At 45.5% G+C, this 25,915-nt stretch carries 14 protein-coding genes; 3 read left to right on the top strand and 11 right to left on the bottom strand.

All coding sequences use genetic code 11. The features are described 5' to 3' along the window. Positions 1-24: 24 nt before the first annotated feature. The 4 genes from GQF01_RS22450 to GQF01_RS22435 all read right to left on the bottom strand — a co-directional run bounded on the left by GQF01_RS22450 (position 25) and on the right by GQF01_RS22435 (position 5,589). On the bottom strand, positions 25-2,097 hold the full coding sequence (locus GQF01_RS22450) for a class I SAM-dependent methyltransferase (RefSeq protein WP_161408900.1): 2,073 nt from the start codon (positions 2,095-2,097) through the stop codon (positions 25-27). A gap of 57 nt (positions 2,098-2,154) precedes the next feature. Further along, positions 2,155-2,481: an SPW repeat domain-containing protein gene (locus GQF01_RS22445; protein ID WP_161408899.1), complete on the bottom strand. Its 327-nt coding sequence runs from the start codon at positions 2,479-2,481 to the stop codon at positions 2,155-2,157. A 157-nt stretch (positions 2,482-2,638) separates the two neighbouring features. Then, positions 2,639-3,775 carry a stalk domain-containing protein gene (locus tag GQF01_RS22440; protein ID WP_161408898.1) on the bottom strand — a complete coding sequence of 379 codons (1,137 nt, stop codon included), beginning with the start codon at positions 3,773-3,775 and terminating at the stop codon, positions 2,639-2,641. A 107-nt stretch (positions 3,776-3,882) separates the two neighbouring features. After that, the gene (locus GQF01_RS22435; RefSeq protein ID WP_161408897.1) at positions 3,883-5,589 is read right to left on the bottom strand and encodes a methyl-accepting chemotaxis protein; all 1,707 of its coding nucleotides are present in this window, start codon (positions 5,587-5,589) and stop codon (positions 3,883-3,885) included. A gap of 163 nt (positions 5,590-5,752) precedes the next feature. Between GQF01_RS22435 and GQF01_RS22430 the strand changes: the two genes are divergently transcribed. After that, positions 5,753-9,511, top strand: coding sequence for a response regulator (locus GQF01_RS22430; RefSeq protein WP_161408896.1), 3,759 nt, complete (start codon positions 5,753-5,755; stop codon positions 9,509-9,511). A gap of 84 nt (positions 9,512-9,595) precedes the next feature. Then, a complete protein-coding gene (gene trhO, locus GQF01_RS22425; protein WP_161408895.1) occupies positions 9,596-10,501 on the top strand; it encodes an oxygen-dependent tRNA uridine(34) hydroxylase TrhO in 906 nt (301 codons plus the stop codon). A 296-nt stretch (positions 10,502-10,797) separates the two neighbouring features. Here trhO and GQF01_RS22420 read toward each other — a convergent pair whose 3' ends face one another. The 7 genes from GQF01_RS22420 to GQF01_RS22390 form a co-directional block, all read right to left on the bottom strand. After that, a complete protein-coding gene (locus GQF01_RS22420) occupies positions 10,798-14,787 on the bottom strand; it encodes a discoidin domain-containing protein (protein ID WP_161408894.1) in 3,990 nt (1,329 codons plus the stop codon). A 186-nt stretch (positions 14,788-14,973) separates the two neighbouring features. Then, a complete protein-coding gene (locus GQF01_RS22415; RefSeq protein ID WP_161408893.1) occupies positions 14,974-16,527 on the bottom strand; it encodes an ABC transporter substrate-binding protein in 1,554 nt (517 codons plus the stop codon). Positions 16,528-16,579: 52 nt separating this feature from the next. Beyond that, positions 16,580-17,467, bottom strand: coding sequence for a carbohydrate ABC transporter permease (locus GQF01_RS22410; RefSeq protein WP_161408892.1), 888 nt, complete (start codon positions 17,465-17,467; stop codon positions 16,580-16,582). 19 nt (positions 17,468-17,486) lie between these two features. Then, positions 17,487-18,383, bottom strand: a complete 897-nt coding sequence (locus GQF01_RS22405) for an ABC transporter permease (protein ID WP_161408891.1) — start codon at positions 18,381-18,383, stop codon at positions 17,487-17,489. 248 nt (positions 18,384-18,631) lie between these two features. After that, on the bottom strand, positions 18,632-20,977 hold the full coding sequence (locus tag GQF01_RS22400; protein ID WP_161408890.1) for an AraC family transcriptional regulator: 2,346 nt from the start codon (positions 20,975-20,977) through the stop codon (positions 18,632-18,634). A 226-nt stretch (positions 20,978-21,203) separates the two neighbouring features. Next, a complete protein-coding gene (locus tag GQF01_RS22395; RefSeq protein ID WP_161408889.1) occupies positions 21,204-21,734 on the bottom strand; it encodes a hemerythrin domain-containing protein in 531 nt (176 codons plus the stop codon). A gap of 135 nt (positions 21,735-21,869) precedes the next feature. After that, positions 21,870-24,089, bottom strand: a complete 2,220-nt coding sequence (locus GQF01_RS22390; protein WP_161408888.1) for a methyl-accepting chemotaxis protein — start codon at positions 24,087-24,089, stop codon at positions 21,870-21,872. Positions 24,090-24,437: 348 nt separating this feature from the next. On the opposite strand from GQF01_RS22390, the gene GQF01_RS22385 reads away from it, so the two are divergent. Then, a complete protein-coding gene (locus GQF01_RS22385; protein ID WP_161408887.1) occupies positions 24,438-25,895 on the top strand; it encodes a circularly permuted type 2 ATP-grasp protein in 1,458 nt (485 codons plus the stop codon). Positions 25,896-25,915: the final 20 nt, after the last annotated feature.

The raw sequence follows: 25,915 nt of genomic DNA, 5'->3' as shown, positions 1-25,915 counted from the left end.
CCCAAAACTGCCCATCAGCTTCGCCTATTTTTCAATGACAATTAAACAAGTGCTGTCTGGCAGCGCAACCACGGTTCCACTTTCATCCAACAGTTTTACTTTACCCTGCAGCGCTTCCGTGTATCCTTCCTGCAGGAAATGCCTGTTCTCGATAATTTTAACCTCAGATCCCAGCGTACGATGGATGAAAGCTATGTATTCACTCGGCGTAAAATAGCCAAACTGTTCCTGCACTTCATGGACATACGCTTCCTCGCCCCATGTATATGTATAGAGAAACTCCATCGCATCATTCACTGGCATGACCACTTTATCCGTCTCAATAATCTCATAGGTAATCTCTCGGCCAGCAAAGTCCTTCGCATACCGCTCGAGATACGCCATTGCCCCCTCCTGTAAAAAGTGAATGGTTCGCTTTTGCTCTGCAGGCTCAGTCATAATTCCGTCGCGAATCACGATTCTTCCACCTGGAGAGAGAACATCATAAGCGCTGCGCAGTGCCGCCGCAATGGTCGCGTGGTTGAATTTTCTCCCCTCATAAGGGATGTAGGAATAGAGTTCATGAAGGATCGAAGAGAAGATCACCGTGTCAATGGTTCCTTGCTCCACATACGGCTTCAGGTCAAGGGCATCCCCTTTCAGAACCGTCCATCGGTGACCCTCCAACTGCTTCTTACGCTCCAGCGCTTCAATCACATTCGAGGAAATATCGATGCCAATGGGATGCTTGTCCGGCAAATACTGTTCAATCAGATCCAGCATGACACCGCCGCCTGGACCGATATCTACGACCTTCTTCCCAACGACGTAGTCCAGCATCAGCTTCTTATAATCAGCCGTTTGGTTCATCGTGGCCAAGTAGTCTTCCTCGTTATGAAAACGGTCGTAGGCATCTCTTCGCAATTCAAATAAATCGAATAGCAGCAGGACTGCCTTTTCGTATAAGGGGGACTTCTCGGCTTCTACACAAAATTCAATTAGCTTCTCAGCAGCAGGGGAAAATTGGCATGTAAAAAACACCGTATCCGCAAGCTGGGGCTTCCGCTCAATGATGTGCTTCAAGTGGCCATTGTTCCACGCTAGCTTTCCTTGTGCGATGTCCTCCCAAGTCATCTCATCCATGTATTTTTCAATCATCCGTTTCTTGTACACATTCACTTTCTTGCTTCCTTTGTAATCGTAATACAAGGTATTCATGAAGGGCTCAAAGCTAATATGGCGAACCGTTTCCCCCATACGGCTTGACGCTTGGATGACCAGAAGTACTCTAACCATCTGCCTAAGCGTAAAATCCTGGAAAGCCGCCTCCACATACCACAAGGTTGATCTTTCCAAGAATGCCCCTAGACCAGCTAACAGCTCCGGCGCTTCTTCCAAGATCCTTTGATAGTCGCGCTCGAAATTTTCGCCTTTTCGAATGGAGTTTCCCCGCAGTTTGGCCAACCTGTCTTTGAAAGAAATCTCAGGCTCCAATTCCCCGATTAAGATCTTCTCAATCAACGACTTCACCTGAGCGCTGACCGAATGCCATAGCTCTTCAGAGACCGCCGCAATGATGCACTCATTCAGTGCCAGGAGCAAGTCCCTTAACTCATCTGCAGAAAGCAAACGATCGGCAATTAATTTAGTTAGCGGAGCATGTTCCCGCAGAGGAACTTCTCCTCGGATCGTCTGCCCAATGAGCCCATGGGTGTAGATTAATGTATGTATCACAGCCGACTTATCACTTTGATTCCCGGCATGAAGCTTGTACAGCTCTGCAGAGCCTTGATTATGTACATAGAGATGAATGCCTTGATCCTGCCATAGAAAACGATCTCTCAAGGTACCGCCTTTGGCAACCTCGGACCAGATCAATACTTCTTCGAGCACTTCCTTCTTCCAAAAAGACAGCGCCAGCTCGTCCAATTTGAGCAGGGTACGCTGGGCATAATCAAGAACAGGGTTCGCCTGAGCCAGCTCACGGATCGATTGAATTCGCTCGAAATTCACGATGCGCTCTTCTGCCGATACCATAAAGGCAAGCCATTTATGCTCAGCAGCTGCTGTGGTGTCCCCTGTTCGATGGTTGTGTATCAGTTCTAATGAACGGAGCATATCTATGTGTTTCCTCCTATGGGAAGTTGATACTTAACTTAACACCAGTATAATCGATCATTGCTCGTCGGCATACAGATTCGCGTAATTGACGAGAATGGTCAAGAAACCAAGGACAACAAATAAGAAATAAGCCATCAACCCTACGTGGAACACATTCGGAAAGAGAATGAATAAAGCTCCAATCGTCAGGCACAGCCAATTCTGCCAAACCTGCTTCCCTGTTTTGCCCAGAGCCAGCAGAGATCCTACGAATTGCACGCTTCCAAGCAGCACACAGGCGAAAAAAGCATTCGTCTGATCTTCAAATCCAAACACCCAGGGGCTGACCAAAAACCAGAGTCCCATGCACGCCGACAATACATTTTTTAAATACATGGTCATCTTCCACCTCCTACAAGTTTTGGCACGTAAAAGAGGAACTTTTACGAGATATAATAGTATACGCAAACGCTTTCAAATATGTGATATGGAAAAGCCTCCAGCGCACCCATTTATTTGGGCGAACTAGATGCTTCCTGGTTAAGAGCTTATAAGTAAATTACTGTTCAATGTGTAAATTGCCGGCATCGCCTTTTTTCACTTCGGCCTTCAGAATATCTGAAACGAACTTGAGCGGTACATACAAACTATCATTCTGAATGATCGGTGCTGCCCCCAAGGAGACAGGTGCCATTTTCGCATAGAAATAGCTATCTTTGCCCACGGACACACTCGTCCATTGCGCCCCCTTATGGAGTTCTGCCGCATACGTGGCTTGATTCCAAGTTACTTCATAACCAAGACCTTCTGCTAGCTTGCGGAGTGGCACGAATGATACGCCTTCTGAGTTCGTTATGCTGTCACCTGCCGCCAGATCCAAGACCACTTTAGCTGCCGGCTCCGTCGCCACAGGAATGATCAAATCCTCAGCTAGTGGAAAACGGAATTCCGGCGAGCCCATCACGCCCGGTGCAATCGCATATTTCGGGAATACGACGACGGCTTCTCCTTTTTCCACATAAAAGCCCTGCGACTCTCTAATACCTTTAAATTCTTCCTTGAAATAGTTTTCAGGATGTTCGTCCATTATCGCTCGGACTCCAGCGTCCACGGTTTCTTTGTAGGTAGCCCCAAGAACGTCCTGCAAGGTCACACGCTGGGCTTCTTCGCGGTTTAACACATTATACGTGTCAACGCGCGGCATACCAGTTCCCCCAGTGGCTCCGTACGTCGTAATTTGCAGGGAGACTAGCCCCGCTGGGAAACTCGTGCCATCGGATTTCAACGCATAAACAATCGTGAGTTCATAGGGACGATAAGTAAAACCTTTGGTTTTGGCATCGGCAGCAGCTTCATCCGCTAATTTCTCCCAGTTCGCCAAATCCTCATTCGCATGGGACAAAAGAATATCGTTGAGCTGTTCCTGATATTTCGCATCCAGCATCCCTGTCAGCTGAGGGACTTTAACATTCGTTTTCAAATTTTCCGACTTAGAGGTAAGCACTTCCTCTTTGATTTGAACCGCTGTGGCTTGGATGGCAACGGGTGTCGGAGGATTCACCTTCGCGTTAATGGGAACAGCCGTCACCGTTTCAGCTGAAGCTGAGCCTGATGTTACTACAGCCCCGCTTACACCAACCAGCATCGCACATCCGAGCACACCCATTTTCAACATGTTAAAAGGATTCTTTCTCATTTCACGTCACTCCTCATTCGTATGGTATTGTCATCTATGGTTGTTCTAACCTTCTCGATAACAAGACGCACGAGCGAATGAAAAAGTCGGGTATTCATTTTAATTTTTTACGAAATACGGAAAGCTGTCACAACTTGGTGCAAATCTTGGGCAATCGTTGCCAGGTTTCTCGCAGAAGAAGTGATCTCCTCCGTGGAAGCCAACTGCTCTTCTATAGCTGCTGCTACAGACTGTGCTGTCCCTGATGTTTGCTGTGCGACTGATCCGACACTTGCTACTGTTGCGGCAATCTGCTCCGTAGAAGCAGCCATCTGCTGTGCAGCTGCAGCCGTTTCTTGAATCTTGCTCGCTACTTCCTGAGAAGCTGCTACGATTTGACTGAAAGCCATCTCGGCGCTGCCTACTTCCTTCAAGCCTTCCTGTACGTCTATGAGTCCAGTGTTCATAACCCCCGCAGCGCGAACAGAATCTCTTTGAATGTTGGAGATGAGTTCAGAGATGTCGCGAACGGATTCATCTGTCTGGGAGGCCAGCTTGCGAACCTCTCCGGCTACAACGGCAAATCCTTTACCGCTCTCTCCAGCACGTGCCGCCTCAATCGCCGCATTGAGTGCAAGCAAATTGGTTTGAGAGGCGATATTTCCAATCAGCGTAGAGATTTGCCCAATGCTCTGGGAATGTCTCTCCAGTTCTTGAATGACCTGATTCGCCGAGTCGACCGAATGGCTGACAGCTTGCATTTTATGAACCACCCGCTCCATCGCGTGTGTACCTTCCTCCGCAATTTGCGTAGCGGAAATGGATAGCTCTGAGACATCAGAGGTTGTCTCAGCAATCCTTTGAATACCAACCGACATCTCTTCCATGGCTCTGCCGCATTCCATCGAGCTTTGTGCTTGGGTATCCGCACCGGTTGCGAAATCCTGCACAGCTGCTGCCACGTGCTGGGAAGCGGACGTATTCTGCTCCGAGCTGGCAAACAGCTGCTGAGAGGATGCTGCAACGCTGCCTGCTGCTTGCAGCATGTGAAGCACGGAATGGCGCAAGTGCTCGACCATTTGATTCACAGAGCTGGCCAAGTCGCCGATTTCGTCTTTGTTTTTCACGATAATCGGCTCCACCGTAAGATCGCCATTTGCAATACGATTTAAAGCCTGTGACGTTCTGCGAACAGGTGTAGAGATGTTCCTGACGAGCACATAACATGCAGCTAGCATAAAGACGATCATTGTACCTAATACGATTAGCGAGATCATGACGCTTCTTTGATAAAGATTCTTATTCTCCTGATCGGCCAGCTTTCCGCCTTCCTGATTAAAGGTAACCATCTCCGCCATCGTTTTTTGCGCTTTACCAAATGCGGCTGCCAGCACCTGCAGGCTTTCCGCAGCTTCCTTCGCTTTCGCCGGATCACCGGAAAATTGTTTATTTTTCATAAAAGCTGCTTTGAACTCTTCCCAGTTTTTATTCAGCTCATGGAACTTGGCGGTATCTTCGTCCCCCGATAGACTTTCCTTATAGTTTTCTAACAATTTGTCGATTCTTGTCATCATTTGCGTAATACCCGTATCGAAAGGCTCATGCTTTTTCGAATCCGGCTCTAGTTTTTTCTGGTAATAGAGGGTTAAGATATGCTCGGAGTTAAAATGAATCTCATCAATAATTTGGACACCCATCATCCAATTCGTAGCCATCTCAGAACTGTTGTCTTTCAGCACGCCCATTCGCGTCATATCGGTTAAACTTAAGCCCCCAACCATGAGAAAAATAATTGCAAATACCGTCATCATTTTCATTTTTACAGTAAAACGCATGAATGAAATCCCTCCAAGTAATGAATGAATGATCCAACAATGATGTATACTCAAATCATTCTGTTACCTACAATCATAAAGGGTATACGTTAAACGAATTACGTAGTACCCTTATTAAAATTGTAAGTTTTCCTAACATTTTGACGATCCTTGGAGGCTTCTGATGTCACTTTCTTTACGTTTTAAGCTAGTTGCACTTCTTGTTCTAATCACTACCATTTCATTAACCGTTGTAGGCTTTACGAATTATAAGCTTTCAAAAGATAAATTAATTGGGCAAATAAAAGCTCAATCGATTACTTCTGTCTCTAATTCCGCGCAAAATTTATATGACTTCCTATCCATTCGCCTAGCCGAAGTTGAGATGGTAAGCCGTGTTAGTGTTATGAAGACAGGAACGGTTCAAGAACGGCTGAACTACCTAAGCCAAGAGCTGCAAACGGGCAACAATCGCTTTCTGGCCATGGGAGTCGTGGATACGGATGGCAATCTCCTTCTTACCACAGGTCGAAGGTTGAATATCAAGGGGGAGCGGAGGTTTGAAGAGGCCTTACTCGGCAAAACATACATTTCTGACCCCCACGTCGGTGAAATTTCAGGAAAATATATCCTTACCATTACGGCTCCTGTTTGGAATGAAAATAGAGAAGTAACAAGTATCGTGGATATTTCACTGGACGCAGAAGCTACTTTTCGCGATAATCTTCATCCCCCCATTGAGGGGGTTCAGACCGTTATCGTTAACCACGACGGGACTATTTTGTACCATACAGATGCCCGCAAAATTTTAAAAGAGAATATTATCACCAACAACCCTTCACTTGCTTTTGTCTTGCAGGATGCCTTCCAGCAAGATGCTGGTTATTTGGACGAGTATTTGGATAATGGTCAAAGAGCGCAATGGTTCTACGCCCGCGTGCCCCATTTAAACTGGCATCTCGGGTATTCCATGCCGCCTACTGTCTTTCAGGAACCAACCAGCACATTGCTTTGGTGGACGGTAGGATTAATCGTTGGAACCGCTGCTATCTTGTTTCTGCTTATTTGCTTAACAGCGAACTCACTCATCATTTCACGCGTTCAACAGATTCTTCGCGTCACGGAATCTGTGGCTGCCGGTGACTTCTATATCAAGCCGCTGGTGTTCAAAAGCAAGGATGAGCTAGGCGCTCTGGCGCATTCCGTGAATGGCATGATTGAAAACCTGCGTGAGCTTTTCGAACCCTTCGAAGCTTTTATTCAGCACAATCAATATGCGATGATCGTCACGGACCCTCATTTTACAATCAATCATCTGAACCGCCGGGCGACCGAGCTGCTGGGCTATACGTTCACAGATGTGCACAAAAAAACAACCCCTCTCCTATGGTTGAATCATGACCAGTTAATTGAAAGAGCGGCCAAATATACGATTGAACTCGGAGAGTTCGTTCCTCCCGATTGCACAGCACTCGTGATCCGCACACTTCACCATCTGAAAGAAGACAGCGAGTGGATTTGGCATCATAGGGACGGATCTCGCCTATTTGTCCAATTAAGTGTGAGCGTCATTACGCATCCTGGTGGTGATCTCAAAGGCTATGTCTTCATTGCCCGCGACATCAGCGACATTAAAGAAAGCAATGAAACGAAGATGCGGCTTCTTACCATTGTGGAAAGCGCTCGTGATGCCATCCTTTCTTTTGATCAACAGGGCTATATTTTCTACATGAATCAAGCAGGTAAAAACCTAATTGGCTTAGATATTCAGCAGTCGAAGAAATATCACTTCAGCGATTATGTAGATATTCGAAGCGACGTCAATCTCGAAGAAGGCCTTCACACCGCGATTCGCGAGGGGTTCTGGGAATTCGAAGCTGAAGCGTCAACGAAAGATCAGCGCCGGATTTTCATCTCCGTTACGGTCGTTCCTCATACGCCTGCCGAAAAAGGGGAACGCTATTTTTCCGCCATTTCACGGGATATTACAGATCAGCTGCAGGCGAAAGATGAGCTGATCCTGGCGAAACAGGAAGCTGACGATGCCAATCTATCCAAGGGCATTTTCCTGGCACGGATGAGCCATGAAATTCGAACACCGCTCAATGGTATCGTCGGGTTATCCTACTTGATGGAACGAACCGCGATGACTCCGTTGCAGAAGGATTATATGGCCAAAATCACAAAGTCCTCGCTCTCTCTGTCGCAAATTATCAGCGACATCTTGGACTTCTCCAAGCTGGAGGTGGACAAATTGGCCATTGAGCATCATGCCTTCCTGCTGGATGATACGATCGACCGTGTGTGCGAAACACTTAGCGTGCTGCTCGGTCATAAGCCGGTCGATTTTATTTGTGATATCGAAGAGCAGGTGCCGCTTGGCCTTATCGGTGATTCCTTGCGGCTGTATCAGGTGCTGCTCAATTTAACTAGCAATGCTATTAAATTCACCGAGCAAGGAACCGTTACGCTGCGCGTTCATATTGAGGAGCTTCAAGAAGAAAAAGTATGTATTGGCTTCACCATCAGCGACACAGGAATTGGCATTAGTGATGAACAGCTCGCCAAGCTGTTCCAGCCCTTCGTTCAGGCGGATGAAGTCACAAGCCGTAAATTCGGGGGAACAGGGCTTGGACTTGTCATTTCCAAGAGCATCATCGATAATATGGGCGGCACGATTGAAGCTTCAAGCGAGCATGGCTTGGGCAGTGTGTTCCGTGTCAGCATCCCATTTGCTCTAACCTTGCAGACGACGAAGTCGCATACCCGCTTCCCGCTCCGCGCTTTTCTCGTGGAGGATCACCCGGAGCTGCACCGTGTGCTGCTGCAAACGCTGCAATCCATGTGTTCGGAAGCAGCGGGTGTTTATTCCTGGAAGGAAGCAAGGAAAGCTATAGAACTCATTCCACTGGATTTGGTTCTGCTCGACATGGAGGCTTTTGACATGTATGGGGAAGAAGTGTGGTTAGACATGCTGGAGACTTGCAATCGGAACAACTTGAAAACGATTATTTATACGACTTTGCCTGGCCGCGATGCCTTGGAGCAGCTGCCTATAGAGGCCACACCGTATGCAATCTTGGTCAAGCCGGTTTCCCGAAGTGTTCTGTACCAAACGCTGCAAACTATTACAGGAAGCTTATCTTCGGATGCTGTCGACCAGACTTCACATGTCGCGAAGCCTGAAAACAATGAAGCTTGGTCATCCTTTCCACGCATTCTGCTTGTTGAAGATAATGACATCAATCAGACCGTGGCTCGCTCCCTTTTGGAAAGTATGAATGGCGTCGTTCAAGTAGCTTCTAATGGCTATGAAGCCTTACAGCAACTAGAAACCTCAGATTATCAATTAATCCTGATGGATATTCATATGCCTGATCTGGACGGAATTGAGACCGCTAAGCGAATTCGACTTCAACCCAAATGGCGGCACATTCCGATCATTGCCGTCACCGCAGACTCTACCTTAGAGAAGCGATTGGCTTGCATTCGCGCTGGCATGAATGAAGTGATTTCCAAACCAATCATCCCTGATCGTTTGTTTGCCGCCGTGAGTACCAGTCTAAGCTTGAGCGGGAAAATGGCCGCGCCTGGCCTGGATATAGAGGAAGCGCTGGAACGGCTGCTTGGCAAAACCGATATTTATCATCAAATGCTGCGGAAATTCCATGCACAGTCCCAAGAAGTGATTGATGAACTAACTTCAGCCATTCAACAAATCAAATATGAGGAAGCTTTGCATATGCTGCATACGCTGCGCGGTTCATCAAGCAACTTATCAGCTAATCGTGTGTATGCCGCGGCAACCATGCTCGAAGAAACGCTGATGCAGTCCACTCCTCTGGATGAATCCAAAAATATTCTCATCCAAAACCAACTGCAATCCCTAGCGATTGCTTTGGAGGAGGTTTTCCACACCATCCAAAAATTGCTGCTTGATTGAAAAATGTGCGGTTTTATGTCACTATAGGCATAGGGCTTCCGCTATAAGGAGCATGCATTTTATACGTATAGGTGGTTTAATATCATGACAGAACAAAGCGCTCCATACCGCATTTTGTTGTATTATAAATTCGTTACTGTGATAGATCATGAAGCATTAGCTCAAGAGCATTTGGCTTATTGCAAAAAGCTCGGCGTCAAAGGCCGCATCCTAATCGCCCCAGAAGGCATTAACGGCACGCTATCAGGGACTGTGGAACAAACCGATGCTTATATCGCTATGATGAACCAAATGCCTCTTTTCAAAGATATGGTCTACAAGATTGATGAGAGCGAAGGACATGCGTTCAAAAAGCTGTTCGTTCGTCCTAAAAAAGAGCTCGTAACCTTCCGTCTCGAAGAAGATGTGAATCCGAATGAGCTGACCGGCACGCATTTGAAACCCAAAGATTTCTATGAAAAGCTTCAACAAGATGACGTTATCGTCCTCGATGGGCGCAACCATTACGAGTACGAAATCGGTCACTTCCGCGGCGCTATTCGCCCTGACGTAGAAACGACTCGCGAGTTCCCAGAGTGGATTCGCAACAATCTCCATGAATTTAAGGACAAGCCGATTCTCACTTATTGCACAGGCGGAATTCGCTGCGAGAAGCTGTCAGGCTTTCTTATTCAGGAAGGCTTCACAGACGTTTATCAACTCGATGGCGGCATTGTCACCTACGGGAAAGATGAAGAGGTACAGGGACGCCTATTTGATGGCAAATGCTACGTGTTCGATGAGCGGATTTCCGTTCCTATCAATCGGACGGATGAAGATATCATCGTGGGCAAATGCTACCATTGCGGCAAGCCTGAGGATCGCTATATCAACTGTGCGAACGATTTGTGCCATCTGAAGCATGTATGCTGCGAGGCTTGCGAAGAGGAGCATAACAGTTTCTGCTCCAAAGAGTGCGAAGAGAAGACACTTAGTTCGCTTGAAGCTTGAGTCCAAATAAGGAGATTAAAGAGGCGTGCCCCGCGGTCATTGGATGACTTGGGGCAGCCTCTTTTTTATGGAGCTCGCAGTGATAGCGGGAAAAACTCCAGTTATTTCAAGAAATTTCAGCTTTAAAAGAAGAATAACTGGAATAAATACTGTTAATCTACCCCAATTCTCCTACTTCATGGTTCTATCATCCTTATTAACAGGAGAAATTCCATTTATTAAGTCCCTCAGAGGTATTACTCCATGAAATAGCGTTAGTATTTCCCGCTAATCTGTGGGCCGCTCCCAATAGTAAATCAAGGTTTTTCTGTAATCGTGTATACACCATTGACAACCGTGTTAAATGTAAAGGCAACCTCATTGGTATGCCTTGTAGTACCTTGTGTTGCAACGACAGTATGACCGTTTTTGTCTTTGACAACGATGCCTTTGGTCCATGGAGATACCAAGGTGACTGATTTGCCAGCGTCGCTGATAATTTCGGCTGACAGCACTTTTCCGTTTTTCAATTCACTGGAAACCCGGAATGCCTCTTTCGCACGCAAAGTGACGAACTTGGCATCCACGTCTTTACTCCATGCCGGGAACAGGCGCATTTCGTACGTTCCTCCCGAAATGTCATTCAACTCGTTCTGCAGCAGCATGCTGTTGACACTTTCCAACGCCCCGCTGTTTTCATAAGAGGCTCCGCTATCGTAGAACTTCTTGCTGTTGTAGATCATATTTAACGTTTTGTGGAATCGATCGGTTAAAAGATCTGCATCAACACCTAATCTTGCCGCAATGGTGTACGATTTGGAGAAACCATTAAGTGTGCCGCCATTGAAATGCGGATTTAAATAGTCACCATAATCGAAGGTATCTTTCGCAATTTGAAGAAGCGCAGGGTCTGAACCTATGTTGATCAATTCACTCGGATGAACCGAGCCTTCCATAACAACAGGTTGGTTATTATTCGAGATGTAAGCGGCCCATGGTAAATCATAGTATTTCACTTGAATGGGATTGGCACTCTCAACACCACCTACAAAAATTTCCTTATTGTGGTTAAAGCCAAGTTGGGCTAATAGGTTTACAGTCGTCGGATTGTTCGTGCTTGTCGGAATCGGAGACAGATTAGCAAGGATTTCTTGGCATTTGGCAATCAAGTCCGCGTCTACATTCAAGTGCTGCGCCATTTCCATAAAATCTCTGAATGTGGAGCGGATATACCCCATATCCATGGAGGCATTGATATTCCATCCCCCTTCGTTATTCGCACTATTATACACCCAGTACTTACCATCTTCCTTTTTCACTACAAAATCACAGTAAAATTGCACCACTTGTTTAATTGCAGGATAAATAAACCTCCTTAGATCTTCGTCATCCCTGTTGTACAGCCAATCCCATTCTAATGCCCTGGTGAACAAAGCCACGTTTGTTTTTTGGTCGCTTGATAGTTGAGGAATTCTTTCACTTGCTACCGGTGCAGGATCCAACTTCCCGTAATAGGCCATGATCGGCAACGTATGTCTGTCGGCCTGAGTCCCTTGATAACCTCTCGCGGCCGTTCTTTGTTGCTCGAAAGTCAAAGAATTCACAGCATCAGCATAATAAGGCTGAAGCATATCCGTTCGGTTACTGGAATGGACTCCGTAGAATGGTGCTTCATAGTTATAGTTCAAGACGGCATGGCCATCGGCCGCGGAATTATCATTCGTGTTGAACATGCCATTTAAACCTCCTACCACATTCGGCTGTTCAGCCCAATCCGGCGTTTGACGAATGGCGGTACCTAATATATAAAGCGTAGTGTAATAGTAGTCCTGTATGACTGAATCGCTTAACTTCACATAGGATTTGAGCCAATAATTTTTCCACCAGTTCAGGTGATAGATGCGCGCTGTATCGATTGAGGCTTCCGTTATCGCATTTAGTTTCTGTAGAGCGGTATTTTTCACTGTCGCTATATCTTTGGTGACGAGGATCGAACCGGTTCCTACCGGCGCTTTCAGTCCGCTGTGCGTATACAGCACAGTACCGATTTTTGCCGTCTCACCAGGATTCAGCGTCAACATAATGACGTTGCCCGCTCCCATTTGATAGTTACCCTTAATCACTTTGGTTGCCGTTGCTCCGCGGAATACAAATCCGGTTTCGTTATCTCGGGTCAACCAAATCGCATTGCCGTCAGTTCCCGTTGCATTGACGACTCCATCCGTTGTCGGACTGCTCAATTCGATTTTCACTTTCTGCGGACCTGCCGCACTGCTATCCAAGGTAACATTCGTAAACATGGCATTCTGATCGTCCGAGACCCAGGTCTTGTAACTGACCAAATTGCTGTTATATTCCATTTTACTGCGGATTTCAGCATTCAAAATATCGCGTTCATGCGAGAAACGTCCATTATCTGTCTTAGGGGGATTGATCACATTAGCGCCGTTATTATACAAATTAATATCCGTAATGCGCGCAGAGGTCATATCTTTGGGGAAATGCAGTGTGGCATATTGCGGGTTTACAGGTGTCGTTGTGTATAGCCTTAAATATTTGGCAGTAATCGGTGCAGCAAAATCAAACGTATTGGTATAAACAGACGAATACACACTGCCCGTTACACTTTTGATTGTCGTCCAATTCGTTCCATTATTTGAAGTCTGAATATCGTAGTTATAGAGGTTATACTTCGCTTCATCCGGAAAAAGCACGCTATGATGCTTGAGTTCAATCTTGTTAAACGTAAATGGTTCTCTTCCTTGAACTTTGATCCACTTTTCCAGCGGACGCGGCCCAAAGGTTTGCGAATTTTTTTGCGTATAGGATATCCACTCCGTCCCCTCATTCGAATCAAATGCGTAGGCTGGGCTATAATTTTGTGGATTCGCCTCGTTATCTTTCTGGTTATTCACTAATACAGAATTGGAAGAGTCAAATGTAAAAGGGGCGGGGTGACTCGGGGGCGTTGGAACAATAGGATCACCGTTTGCAAATGTCAAACGGGCATTCATAATTTTTTTGTAACTCCAAGCATTACCGCTGGCCAGGAAGTAGCTTTGTTGATTTTTTTGAGCATCAGAAACAACGCCAAAGGTACCATTACCCATCAACATACCCGAGGTCATATACTTGCCATTAATACCCGTATCTGTTGGAGTCGTTTGTTTGGCCGTAAGTCCTGACAAAAGTGTGTTCAATTCTGGCCAATTGACTTTTGCGGAAGCTGGCACGATGCTCATCGTCGTTTCATTGCTTTCTGAAGGAAGAGCGACACTATTTCCCGCAAAATCAGCTTTCACCATATACGTGCCTACGTCTATGGGAGGCGCATTCCTCCATGTCGCACCAGGTGTAAGCGCTTTATATTTATAAATATAAGGTACTTGAATAGGATACGCTACCGCCCCTGTCATCGGAACATTTACGCCAGTATAAGTGAAGGACTTGCTCTCCAGAGAAAGGTTGACGGTTGCTTTGGTTATCGTGAGAACGGCGACATTGCTCTCCGCGCTGCTATATGTGTTATTTCCAGGAAATTGCACCTTCACATCATACTGACCAATCTGGAATGGAGCCGTTTCCGTAAAAGCTTCTGTTACGTTATGTTTTTTATATAGATACTTTAAAGGGACTTGCAAATAATCAACCCCACCCTTGTATGCGATCGGTACGATTGCGCCATCCGTGTACCAATTGACCGGTTCGCCAGTATAGCCGATTGTTCGATTAGTCAAGGTAATGACCGGCGTCTTATTATACAATGTGCTTACGGCATCGCTGCTGCTGAAGAGTTCGACTTCGGCCAGACGGGCTTCACTGCTGCCTTCGGATCCAGCTTGCTCCGGTGTCATATAATCTACTTTAAAATAACGAGCCGTCACCGGCGCTGCAAGTGTACGCTGCGTGACATCATAGATGCTATTATCCACTTGATCCACTTGAGTCCAATTGACATCATCCGTGCTTACGCTAACTTTGAAACTCTTAGCATTTAGAATCTTATCTCCATGCACGCCATAATGGTGAAGCACATACTTGGATATCGTTTTTACCGCTGGAAGCTGAATCTTCAGCCAATGGGGCCTCACATTATGGTTGGATGTCCAGGTAGAACTGTCCCCAGACACGCTTCCATCTATCGTTCTACTCGCATACATTTTATTCCACTCGCTGCTCGCCGTTGCCACAACACCCGGAAGTCTAGTCAAAGACGGCTCATTCGGTGAAGCAAATCCAATTGGGATTTGCACAGATGCGAACATACACGCCGCCAACAAGCCGGCAATTGTTTTTCTTACGAACATAAAATAACCTCCTCTATTTGGGATTTGCTCAGTCTAAACCAGCAAGCACGTCTCAGATGCCAAGCCCTTGTGTCAGAACCCTATCGTCAACACCGTACCCTGAATGGTTTATTATCCCTCCTTCCACTATTGACGGTTATTTTTAACCATGGCGGAGGTACATTTCACCCCCGCCACGGTTACCGCTTACTTTTTATTTGCTACTTTCCAAGCATCAATTTGTGTCTGCATTTCAGCCAGCAGTTTGTCCATGCCTGCTTTTTTCAACTTTTCATTTAATTTCGGCAATGTTGTATCGGGATCCAGCGATCCGGTAATCAGACCCGCTTTATATTCACTAATCGCGGATGCGCATTGCGCCAGCTCACTTTTCACTTTAGAAGGGTCGAAGCTGAAGCCAAGCACTTTGGACGAAACAGCCTTATTGTTCATATCCGGGCCTGCCGGGAACCATTTTGGTTGTAACGGACTTGTGCGATAGGAGTTAAACATATTACCGTATTCCCAACCCGAAGCAACGTTATAGCCGCTGTTAGGTATCGTTTCAATTAGATCCTCGCCTGTTTTTTTGTAATGCTTGTCTTCAATTCCATAGTTCATAAGATTAAATAGCTTAATATCCGAATACATCAAATCATAAAACATCATGGCACGTTCCGGATTCTTCGATGTGCGGGGAATCGCTGTCAAAGTTCCGATAATAGAACCCGTACTCATATAGGGAGCAGAAAATTGGACCGTTAGCACATTTTCCGGCTTGCCATTGCCATAACGATCTGCTTGGTTAGCAGGTACATCAGGGTTCATAACAGCTGTTCTTGTAATGTATTTCCCAGCCTTCTCATCTGCATCAAGGTCTGTAATCGTAGATGCGTCTTTGCGGATAATGCCTTTTTGATACCACTCATGCATCAGTTTCAGGAAGTTCACGTATTCCTTTGTCTCAAAGAGATTGACGACCTTCGTATCGTTGTCATTGATGAGGAGCACACCTGGATTCGTATCAGCGAAATACTCAATGCCAAGCGCAGATCCAATATAACCTAACTGATCGTCGTTACCTTTTACGCGAAACGCATATTTATCCTTCTCACCAGCAGCCACCTTCTCCAAGAAGGGAGTCAAATCTTCCAGCTTCTTGGCCTTCGACGGATCGAAGCCGTACTTATCCGCGTACGTTTTATTGATCAACATACCTGGTGTTCTCGCAAGAACCTGCGTATTAATGATGCCATACAATTTCCCGTTAATTTTCGGGGCTTCCCATGCTTTTTCAGGTACCTGCTTCAAAATGTTCGTACCATACTTCTTAAGCTGATCCGTGATATCCAGATAAGCGCCTTTATTCACAGCGGAAACATAATCATTCGTCCAGTTCGATGTGAACATCAGATCGACATTTTCACCCGAAGCCAGTACAGCTTGCATTTTTTGATCGTAATTTCCCCAATCTACAAACTCGATATTAATTTCGGCATTAATTTTTTCTTTTGTGATTTTGTTCATCTCGGCGAATACTGCTTTCGCATCGGGGAAAGCGCCTTGAGGGAGATACCATTTGAGCGTTACCGGATCAAGTTTCTTTGTTTCGGCGCTCGGAGCCGCCGTCTCTTTCTCTGCAGCAGCTGGTGAAGCTGGTGAAGAGATTACCCCAGTTTTACTACAGCCTGCAAACATCATGGAGCCTAACAGAATCGTGCTTAGTACGAGCGGCATCGACTTCATTTTTCTAGTTTTCATTCTAGAACCTCCCTAATTATCTATTATTGAACACTCAAATGAGTGTAACAATCTAACCTTTCACTGCTCCTAATGTGAGACCTTTTACGATATATTTCTGGAAGAATGGAAAAACGAACATCATAGGACCTATCGCCAGTACAGCCATGGCCATGCGAACGGATTCTCCCGGAATTTGCTCCAAATTAATATGGAGTCCCGCCTGCATATGACTGGTTAAATGCTCCAAGTTCGACATGATACTCTGCAGCAAGTATTGCAGGGGAACGAGATCTGTATCCGAAATATACAACATCGCCAGCCACCAATCGTTCCAATAGCCCAGCGCGTAAAATAACCCGACAGTCGCCAGTGCAGGCTTCGACAAAGGCACGATGATAGCAGCGAAAATTCGCATCTCGCTTGCTCCGTCAATCTTGGCTGACTCTATAATCTCGAAGGGCATACTCATCAGAAATCCCCGCATGAGCATGGCGAACCACGCGCTTACGCCATAGGGCAGGAATAAGGCAAATATCGTATCCTGCAGATGCAGAATCTTGGTCACAACCATATAAGTGGGGACCAGTCCTCCATTAAAAATCATCGTAAAGAACACATAAAACGATGTGATCCGGTGATATCTGTAATCTTTACGCGTCATAACGTAAGCTACAGTAGTCGTCAACATGAGGCTTAAAACAGTGCCCAATACAGTGACGATAATCGTAATGAAATAGGCACTCAGCAGTTGCTTCGGCGTTTGCAATAAATACGAATACGCTTTGCCTGTTATATGCTTTGGAATGAGGTTGTAACCGTAATGAACGATATCGGAATCGGAGGTTAATGACACGGAGAGCACGTAGATTAGCGGAATAACTGTAATCATTGAAATGAGTAGGAAAAATGTGATATTTACACCTTGGAACCATTGCTGAGCCCGACTTCGAAACGGCATAGCTTTCTCTCCTTTTGGGCTAGAACAACGCACTCTCGCTGTCTATTTTTTTAACAATTCGATTGGTGATAAGGACAAGTACAAGTCCTACGAACGATTGGTAAAGGCCCGCTGCTGATGCCATTCCGATATCACCGACAACTCGTAATGAACGATACACGTAGGTATCGATAACATCGGTAGCCGAGTATAAGGCTCCCGCATTGCGAGGCACGAAGTAAAACAAACCGAAATCCGAGAAGAAGATTTTACCCACATTCAACATGAAAAGAAGCAGCACCAGAGGCACAATTAGTGGATAGGAAATACGCAAGATCTGTTGAACCCGGGAGGCCCCATCAATGGCGGCTGCTTCATAATAACTTGGATCAATTGACATCAATCCTGTGTAGAAAATGATTGCGGTATAGCCGACATTTTTCCATAGATAGGTGATTACCAGGATGACGGGCCAATATTTGGGGTCCGAGTACCAGTCTAGCGGTGTTAAATTCATCCATTCCAGCAGCTTATTGACGGCACCGTAAGTAGGATTGAGAAGGATATACGTGAGATAACCGACGACTACCCAGGATAAAAAATAAGGGAAGAAGAGAACAGTCTGAAATACCCTCACAGCCTTCCTTCCCAACTCGGCCAGCAGAATTCCACATAATACCGAAGCTGCAAGTCCGATTATTATGAATAAAGCATTCAGCAGCAGCGTATTACGAGTCACCCTGAGTGCATCCTGGGAAGTGAAGAAAAACTTAAAGTTGTCCAAACCTGCCCAATCACTTCCCCAGATCCCTTTGGCATAATTAAAATCCTTGAAAGCCAGCACAGTGCCAAACATCGGTAAATAAGAGAAGGCAAAAACAAACAGCAGTGCCGGAAGCGAGATAAGAAACAAACTCTTATTTTTTCTCAAATACATGAATTCTTTCTTTAGCAGAATCACAGCTCCACTCCTTCGAGTAAATGTATGTCCAACCTTGATCGACACCCTAACTGTAAAACGCACAGCGAGAACCCGTATACTGCTCATTTTATTTCTGCTTAAAGCAGCGACCGTACTTTTTGTATTTGTTTCATCTCATGGACTGTATTTTTTTGTAACTACATGAAAAAACCGTTACGCAGCAAGGCTTGATGGGCCTAAGTCAACGTTAACGGTCTTTATCCTCACATGCTGCGTTCCTTTATTCGCTTGGCCATAAATTCACGGGGAGTTGTCCCGAATTTCGCTTTAAAAACTTTGTAAAAATAGCTCTCATTTTCAAAACCGACTTTACGCATAATATCTTGAATGTTCAATTGCGAGTTCTCCATCCACTCCACAGCCTTCTCAAGCCGAACTCGATTCATGTAATCAGGAATGGACATCTGTTTGTGCGACTTGAAAAACCTTCCGACCTTGGCCGGGGATATTCCTATACTCATTGCAATTTCTGAAGCTCCCAGATTCAAATCCGCATAACGCTCGTCAATCATTTCTTGAATACGCAGCGCAATGACGGCATCTTCAGAGATTCGATCTGTTTCAACCTCATTGTCACTCGTAATTTCATCAATGACTTCCATCCATTTGGTTTGGAATTCGCCTATCGTTTCAATTTGCAATAGTTCTTTGCTCATTAGAATCGTATTTACTTTAATGGGTTCTTTGCGCGCTTTATTGAGATCGTAAACGAGATACTTAAACTGATTCACGGCGTGCAGCAAGGACAGCATCATGTCGCTATATTCAAGTTTTTTCACTTCGTCTAAAAGTGCAGCAAGCTTATCCGCAGATCCTCGGTAGTTCGCATGCTTCACCTGCTCAAGCAGTTGATTCTCCAGCTCCAGCACCCGATCCATCGATGGAATCTGACCTAACTGTTTAATATAGCTTTGTGTCAACACTGACATCTTACCAGCGATGAAGCGGTACATAGATACATTTAGTGCTTGTTGATAAGCCGTTGTTGCGTACGTATGGTCTGCGACACTGGCACTTAAAGATGCGGTAATTGACAAATTATAGCATTGGAACAAATAGGTCTGACACTCCTCAAGCAGCTGCAAAATTAACGCTTCAAGATGATCCAGCGACGTCTCCGCCTGTAAAATCACAGCTACATGATCATTGCGTAAATCAACCGCTTCCGCATGGCAAGCCTGGCTTAGAAATTCCGAGGCGATGTTCATTACCGCGAATACGAGGAGTTCTTTCTCCTCAAAGCTTTTTTCAGTCACATGCTTATAGTTATCGAACTTGAGCACACAAATCATAAAATTTTGTCCTTGCCGGAAAGGCAGTTTATGCTCTCGGCATGATCCTTCAAAATCGGTTAAAGAAACCGATAAGCTATTTAATATCCATTTGCTTAAAAAGCGGTTCTTCATGCGTTGTTGACCGGAGATCTTCTCTTGATGAAACTGCCCCAGTTGAGTAGCCGAATTCTTATACACGTCCTGTAAGAAAATAAATTCATCCCTCGATGCAGCGGTTTCCTCGCTAAGGAAATGACTCGAACGCAGCTGCGAAACGAGTTGTTCCACAGGTTTGTATATCCCTCTGGACACTTGAAAGAGAACTAATAGTGTAGCTAGCAATACAATGACGGTTATAATGATAATGCTTGTCCTTAGCTTATTTAAATAAACGTAGACTTCGTCATAAGGCACCGTCTTAAACAAAATCCATCCCGTATGATCTACGGTAATGTAAGTTGACAAATATTTGTTGCCGTCCAGTTTTATACTGAAATAATTGTCTGCCGCCCGGAGTGTTGGGTACTTCTCTTGCAATAAAGCCGCCAGCTTTGTTCCTTCCTCTGACAATGCCTCATTTACTTCCATGAATTGCTGATCATCACTAAGGATGAACATTTTACTGAGCTGCTCCACTTCAACGTTGTTAATCGCTTTAATATTATTGAACAGCCACTCTAGTTTAATGTTTAGGATGACCGCGCCGTCCATACGGCCTTGCTCATCGGTCAGCTCATACATCACATAGGTAAGAACTTTCTCCATTTGAACATGCGTTGAATCGAGGCTTACATCCATATTGCGAACAACAGGCTTTAACGGCGGGATAGATCCGCCACGCGCCTGCAGCAGCTTCTCCCACTCCACGTCTTTATGTATGAACTGTCCGAATGTGGAGTAGTAGTTCTGTTTGTTATTGTTATAAATGTATACCGATTGAACGAAGGAATTGCTCCAAACGACGGAACTTTTAAGCTTGTTAATGACATTCATATAATCAAAAGTCTCATCTTCATTCAAATACATTAACGCCCGCACATCGTTATTGTTATACGTTGACAAAATTAAATTTCGAACCATATTATCCAAATATTCAATGTTGTATTTGGTCTGGGCAAGAAGCTTACGGCTATTTTTGTATTCGTTATCAAATACTTTTTCTTGTACGTTGTAATATAGGACACTCGATAAAATAGCTGTTACCAGTAAAATTAACGCGGCAAACCATAAGTAGATTCGGGCTAGATATTTTTTTGAGCCCAGTTTCTTAGCCATCTTCACTCTGTATACCCCCACAATATCCAAAATGAATTTAGTTTACTTTTTCTTTGTAACACTGGAATTTACAGGTTAAATTATATTCTAAATATTTCGACACCTTTCGTCTATCCTTAAATGTATAGTTACTTTCTTTTATAGGAAATCCATACGAAAATAGCTTTTCAAGACACAAAAAAAGGTCTCAACAAATTAAGAATTTTGTTGAAACCCTTTTATGTACTTATGATAATTGCTCAACAATGCGGTCGGCAAGCGGATATACAAGTTCCTCCTCTAAGGTGAAGTGTCTGAGCAGGATTAAACAGGCCGTCATTAATTCCGATGCCATCACGTGCAGGAATTCCTCATCTATCGGCACTTTCATCGCGTTAACACCGTCTACGAAAGTTTGCACAACTCTTTTAGCCAAGTCATGATCCTGTTCCAAAACGGTTATAGAACGGGAAACCGATAGCGCAGTCGTGGGATGCAAATAGGACTGCAGGCAAGGAAACAGCTCATTTTCCTCCCATTCCGAATGCTGTTCCAGCTCTTCCACCAGAGAAAGAATCAAATCTTGGAGTTCAATCAGCTTACACATGCCTATTGAGCAATCCTCGAGGGAGTACAAGAAAGCAGCCATGGTGCGGATTTCGGCAAGCTGCCCGCGCATCTGTAAATGTTCCTCCTTCAGACGTTCTACGAGTATGGGAAAATAGCTTGGATCCACACTATACTCCCTATTCGTTTGAATGCTCAAACGGTCGTTCATTCTACATCCTCCTTTGAGTTCTCCTCCGAAACTATATTCGTGAGCACACGCAAAAAAGGCTGACCTTTTCTGCATTATCATTCTATGCAGGTGGGGTCAGCTATCATGCGAAGGAATATGGATTGATTAGAACATTTACCGAATACGGCTTTCCGTCAATTGGAACTGATTCATGAGCTGGAGCAGCGATTGCGTAATTGCCCCGACATCTCCCGTCGTCTGGCGTACGTGCAGCATATCCTGCAGCAGCTCCTGCACGGTCTGCTCCACCTCTGCAGAGATTTGACGGTTCTCCTTGCTCACGCCGGCAACCTTTTCCATCAGCGCTACCACTTCCTCCACCACTTGAGTTTTCATAGTGTCATGCGCGCTCGCGCTGCTGAGAATTTCGGAGGCCGCTGCAACAATTTGCGTCCCTTCCAACACGACCTTGGTGCCTTCCTCCATCGAGATGAAGGCTTCATTCGCATGGCGCTCGATCTGTTCAATCGTCTCATTGATCTGCGTCGTCGACTTCTTGGTCAGCTCAGCTAATTTACGAATCTCACCTGCAACGACCGCGAAACCTTTGCCGTGTTCGCCTACTCGCGCAGCTTCAATCGAAGCATTCAGGGAGAGAAGATTCGTCTGTGCCGAAATTTCCTCAATAACTTTCAAAAGCTTTGGTATTTCTTGCGTAGTAAGCAGGAATGTCTGAATTGTCTGGTTCGTTTCGGCTACCTTAGCTGAAATCTGATCCATCTTGTCACCGATACGACCGACTTCATCCTGGGCTACCGCTATTTGATCCGACGCTTTTTCTTCCAGCTCGCGCAACGTGCCGCTCATATTCTGCGTAACATCCTTGGCGACGTCAATGTCCTTAAGCTGCCCTCGCAAAGATCGGATCATATTATGTATCTGTGTGCTCATGCGACCTGTAGATTGCTCCGTCGAGCCGGTAGAATCATTAAGCCGATCTTGACTGGTTTGAACCTCAGCCGCCGCTTGCTTCACCTGCAGCATAACACCTTCGAGGGAATCGATCATATTATTGATCCACTTCGCCAGTTCCCGGGTTTCATCCCCAGCAAACTCCTGCACGCGCAAGCGTTGGGTCAAGTCCCCGCTGCCTTCCGCGTTCAAACGGATGAATTGATTAATCTGGGCAAGCTGCTTAACAACCGGCTTGCTGCCTTTGCGTCTGATCAAACTGGAGCCGATGCAACCGTATACAGCACTGGCAGCAGCTGTAATTGCCGTACCCAGTCCGCTTGAGACATGCCCGTTTAACAGCCAAAAGCCCCCGCCTGATAGTAAAATAAATCCTACAATAAATTTAATTTGTAAGCTGAACATTTTCCAATCCATGCTGCGAATCCGGTATACCTCTTCCAGATCCCCTTCACACATCATCCCCCATACATCTGGGCAATGAGGCAGTTGGAACGTCACACCTTTCCCAATAACCGCTATGTGCCGGTAATCCGAATAACCTGGAAATTCGACGAACAGGTTGTCGCCTTTGGCAATGGTCCCTGCAACACCAGGGTGCAGCTGATTTGTCGCTGGATCTGTGAAGATCAGCTCCAGCTCCGTATGTTCCTTCACGCCGACGATACCGAAATCCGTGCGTACGCCGTCTTTTAAATTATCGCCATGCGTGAAAGTCAGATCCTCAAACCGGCTGCGGGACAACGCCGTTCCTGGAGCAATCTGCTTGTTCAACACCGGCTTCGCCATGAATAAATAGTTGTCGCCTGAGTCTGGATATACGTGTCCGGATTCCCGTTGAATCAAATCCCCGAGCACGTCATTAGGCACACGACCACAAATAGCCCCTTGCCACTCCCCATTCTTCATCAAAGGGAAGATAAAAGCCATCGTCATAGCATCATGAAACGGCGAAGTGCTTGGACCGATTTGTAAGGTTAGCGGGTCAGTAAAAGGCCCAAATAAACATTTCCCCCCTCGGCGCGTCTCCTCTAGCCCCTTCATAAGACCGCTTCCAGCAACATACGTCTTCCCGATGTGAGCATCGTACGTAGAGTAAATCACAGCAGCTCTTTCATTTAATATAAAAACTTCTGAAAAATCAGCCCCACTCTTCAGCGCAGCAGCGAGCATTTTCTGTATAACTGCTGGGTCCTTAGAAATTTGCGAAGAAACTGAAGCTGAAATTGAAGCCGACTCGGATAGCATCGCATGCAATCTGTCCAGATGAGACCAATACGTTTCCACCCAGCTTCGCAGGATCTCTATCCGTGTTTGAGCGATACCTTCGAAAATATGTTCAACATCTTCCTTAAGGTGACGATTCAACCGATATGACCACCAAAGCGGCAATCCTTTCCGATAACCTAGCCAATCAAACATACCCCATCCCCCTATATTCACATGATGTGTGAATTTTTTTAACATTTATCTATTTCGACATTTTATAGTTGTTTTTGTCGTAACGCAAGATAAAAATAAAAATTTTCGAAAATCTTTACTACTTTTGACCTATAAGGGTTTGGCAGTCTTATTAATTTTACGTTAGCTATATTGACATAATTTTCTGAAAAATCTACAATATAAGAAAATATAGGCATCGCCATCAATTTACGTTATATTCTCTAACACCATTTAAGAATGAAGATCAGAAAGGAGGCCTGGTTTCTGCTTCGGGCCTTTATCTCCACTTAGCTTCCGAACGCATAGTCAAGAAACCAGGAAGCTGCGATGTCAAAACCTGAGAATCTGGTCACCACACCTTATGATCCCGACCCCTTTTACGATGAAATGTTTATGAACGCTTATTCGGTTCGTTCCCATTATCAAACGGTATTCCGTCAGTTCATGACGATGAAGTCCGGCAATCTGAACAAGCGCCAAACAGCTACCATGAAACGGATGATGGAAGAAGGAATTACCTTCACTCTCTACAGTCCTGATCAGACTGAAGCGCTCGAACGCACGATTCCATTCGATCCAATTCCACGTATCATCCCAAGAGATGAGTGGCTCAAGCTGGAGAAAGGGCTTAGTCAACGCGTCAAGGCGTTGAATTTATTTCTTAAGGATATCTATCACGACCAATGCATCCTCAAGGATGGCATTATTCCAAGAAAAATGGTTCTCTCAAACTGCTATTTCCGTCCTGAAATGATGCGTTTATCCATTCCTAATGATGTATACGTAACCGTTTCTGGCATCGACTTGATCCGCGATGAGCACGGCGAATACTTTGTTCTCGAAGATAATCTCCGATCGCCGTCAGGATTTTCCTACTTATATAAGAGCCGTTCTATCATGACGCATTTATTCCCTGAGCTCGTGTTTAGCCATTCCATCCAAGATATTGAACAAAGTTTAAATGTGTTTCTATCCGCTTTGCGCAGACTTAGCCCCTCCGGGAAAAAGGATCCTGTTATCGGCCTGCTTACCCCAGGTTGTTATAATTCAGCCTACTTCGAACATACCTTCCTTGCCCAGCAGATGGGAATTGAACTTGTAGAAGGAAACGATCTTGTCGTCATCGATCACAAGGTGTACATTCGCAGCATCAAAGGTCTTCGTCAAATCGATGTGCTTTATCGTAGAATTGACGATGATTTCCTTGATCCGCTAGCTTTTGACCCAAGTTCAATGCTCGGTGTCGCAGGCATTATGAATGCCTACCGCGCCGGCAACATCAACATCGTGAATGCTCCAGGCACTGGCGTAGCGGACGACAAAGCCATCTATGCTTACGTTCCGGATATGATTCGCTACTATTTGAACGAGGAACCCATACTGAATAACGTGCCTACTTACATTCTTTCCAGGCCGGATGAACGCGAGCATGTGCTCCAACATCTGAGCACGATGGTCGTCAAAGAAACGTCCCTCTCGGGCGGATACGGCATGCTCATCGGACCAACGGCTTCGGACAGTGAACTGGCGGATTTCAGACTGAAAATCATAGCGAACCCTGATCGATATATCGCTCAACCAACCATTCAGCTGTCGAGAGCACCCGTCATGATGGATGGCCAAATGGCTGCACGGCATATTGATCTCCGAGCCTTCGTTATCGCAGGTGAGACGATTCAGGTCATTCCTGGCGGACTTACAAGGGTTGCGCTCAAAGAAGGTTCACTCGTTGTGAACTCCTCCCAAGGCGGGGGCTGCAAAGACACATGGGTAACGAATTCGTAGAATCCACATTGAGATGGGAG

It is taken from the genome of Paenibacillus silvestris, assembly GCF_009882985.1.
In the GTDB taxonomy this organism is placed as follows: domain Bacteria; phylum Bacillota; class Bacilli; order Paenibacillales; family NBRC-103111; genus Paenibacillus_E; species Paenibacillus_E silvestris.
Note: the sequence above shows the minus strand (reverse complement) of the source record. Positions and strands in the feature narration are given on the sequence as shown.

Coding starts and splice junctions, on each gene's coding strand:
- GQF01_RS22405 (WP_161408891.1), bottom strand. CDS start 18,383: ATGTATTTGAGAAAAAATAAGAGTTTGTTTCTTATCTCGCTTCCGGCA.
- GQF01_RS22385 (WP_161408887.1), top strand. CDS start 24,438: ATGTCAAAACCTGAGAATCTGGTCACCACACCTTATGATCCCGACCCC.
- GQF01_RS22410 (WP_161408892.1), bottom strand. CDS start 17,467: ATGCCGTTTCGAAGTCGGGCTCAGCAATGGTTCCAAGGTGTAAATATC.
- GQF01_RS22430 (WP_161408896.1), top strand. CDS start 5,753: ATGTCACTTTCTTTACGTTTTAAGCTAGTTGCACTTCTTGTTCTAATC.
- GQF01_RS22445 (WP_161408899.1), bottom strand. CDS start 2,481: ATGACCATGTATTTAAAAAATGTATTGTCGGCGTGCATGGGACTCTGG.
- GQF01_RS22450 (WP_161408900.1), bottom strand. CDS start 2,097: ATGCTCCGTTCATTAGAACTGATACACAACCATCGAACAGGGGACACC.
- GQF01_RS22400 (WP_161408890.1), bottom strand. CDS start 20,977: ATGGCTAAGAAACTGGGCTCAAAAAAATATCTAGCCCGAATCTACTTA.
- GQF01_RS22440 (WP_161408898.1), bottom strand. CDS start 3,775: ATGAGAAAGAATCCTTTTAACATGTTGAAAATGGGTGTGCTCGGATGT.
- trhO (WP_161408895.1), top strand. CDS start 9,596: ATGACAGAACAAAGCGCTCCATACCGCATTTTGTTGTATTATAAATTC.
- GQF01_RS22390 (WP_161408888.1), bottom strand. CDS start 24,089: ATGTTTGATTGGCTAGGTTATCGGAAAGGATTGCCGCTTTGGTGGTCA.
- GQF01_RS22420 (WP_161408894.1), bottom strand. CDS start 14,787: ATGTTCGTAAGAAAAACAATTGCCGGCTTGTTGGCGGCGTGTATGTTC.
- GQF01_RS22435 (WP_161408897.1), bottom strand. CDS start 5,589: ATGCGTTTTACTGTAAAAATGAAAATGATGACGGTATTTGCAATTATT.
- GQF01_RS22415 (WP_161408893.1), bottom strand. CDS start 16,527: ATGAAAACTAGAAAAATGAAGTCGATGCCGCTCGTACTAAGCACGATT.
- GQF01_RS22395 (WP_161408889.1), bottom strand. CDS start 21,734: ATGAACGACCGTTTGAGCATTCAAACGAATAGGGAGTATAGTGTGGAT.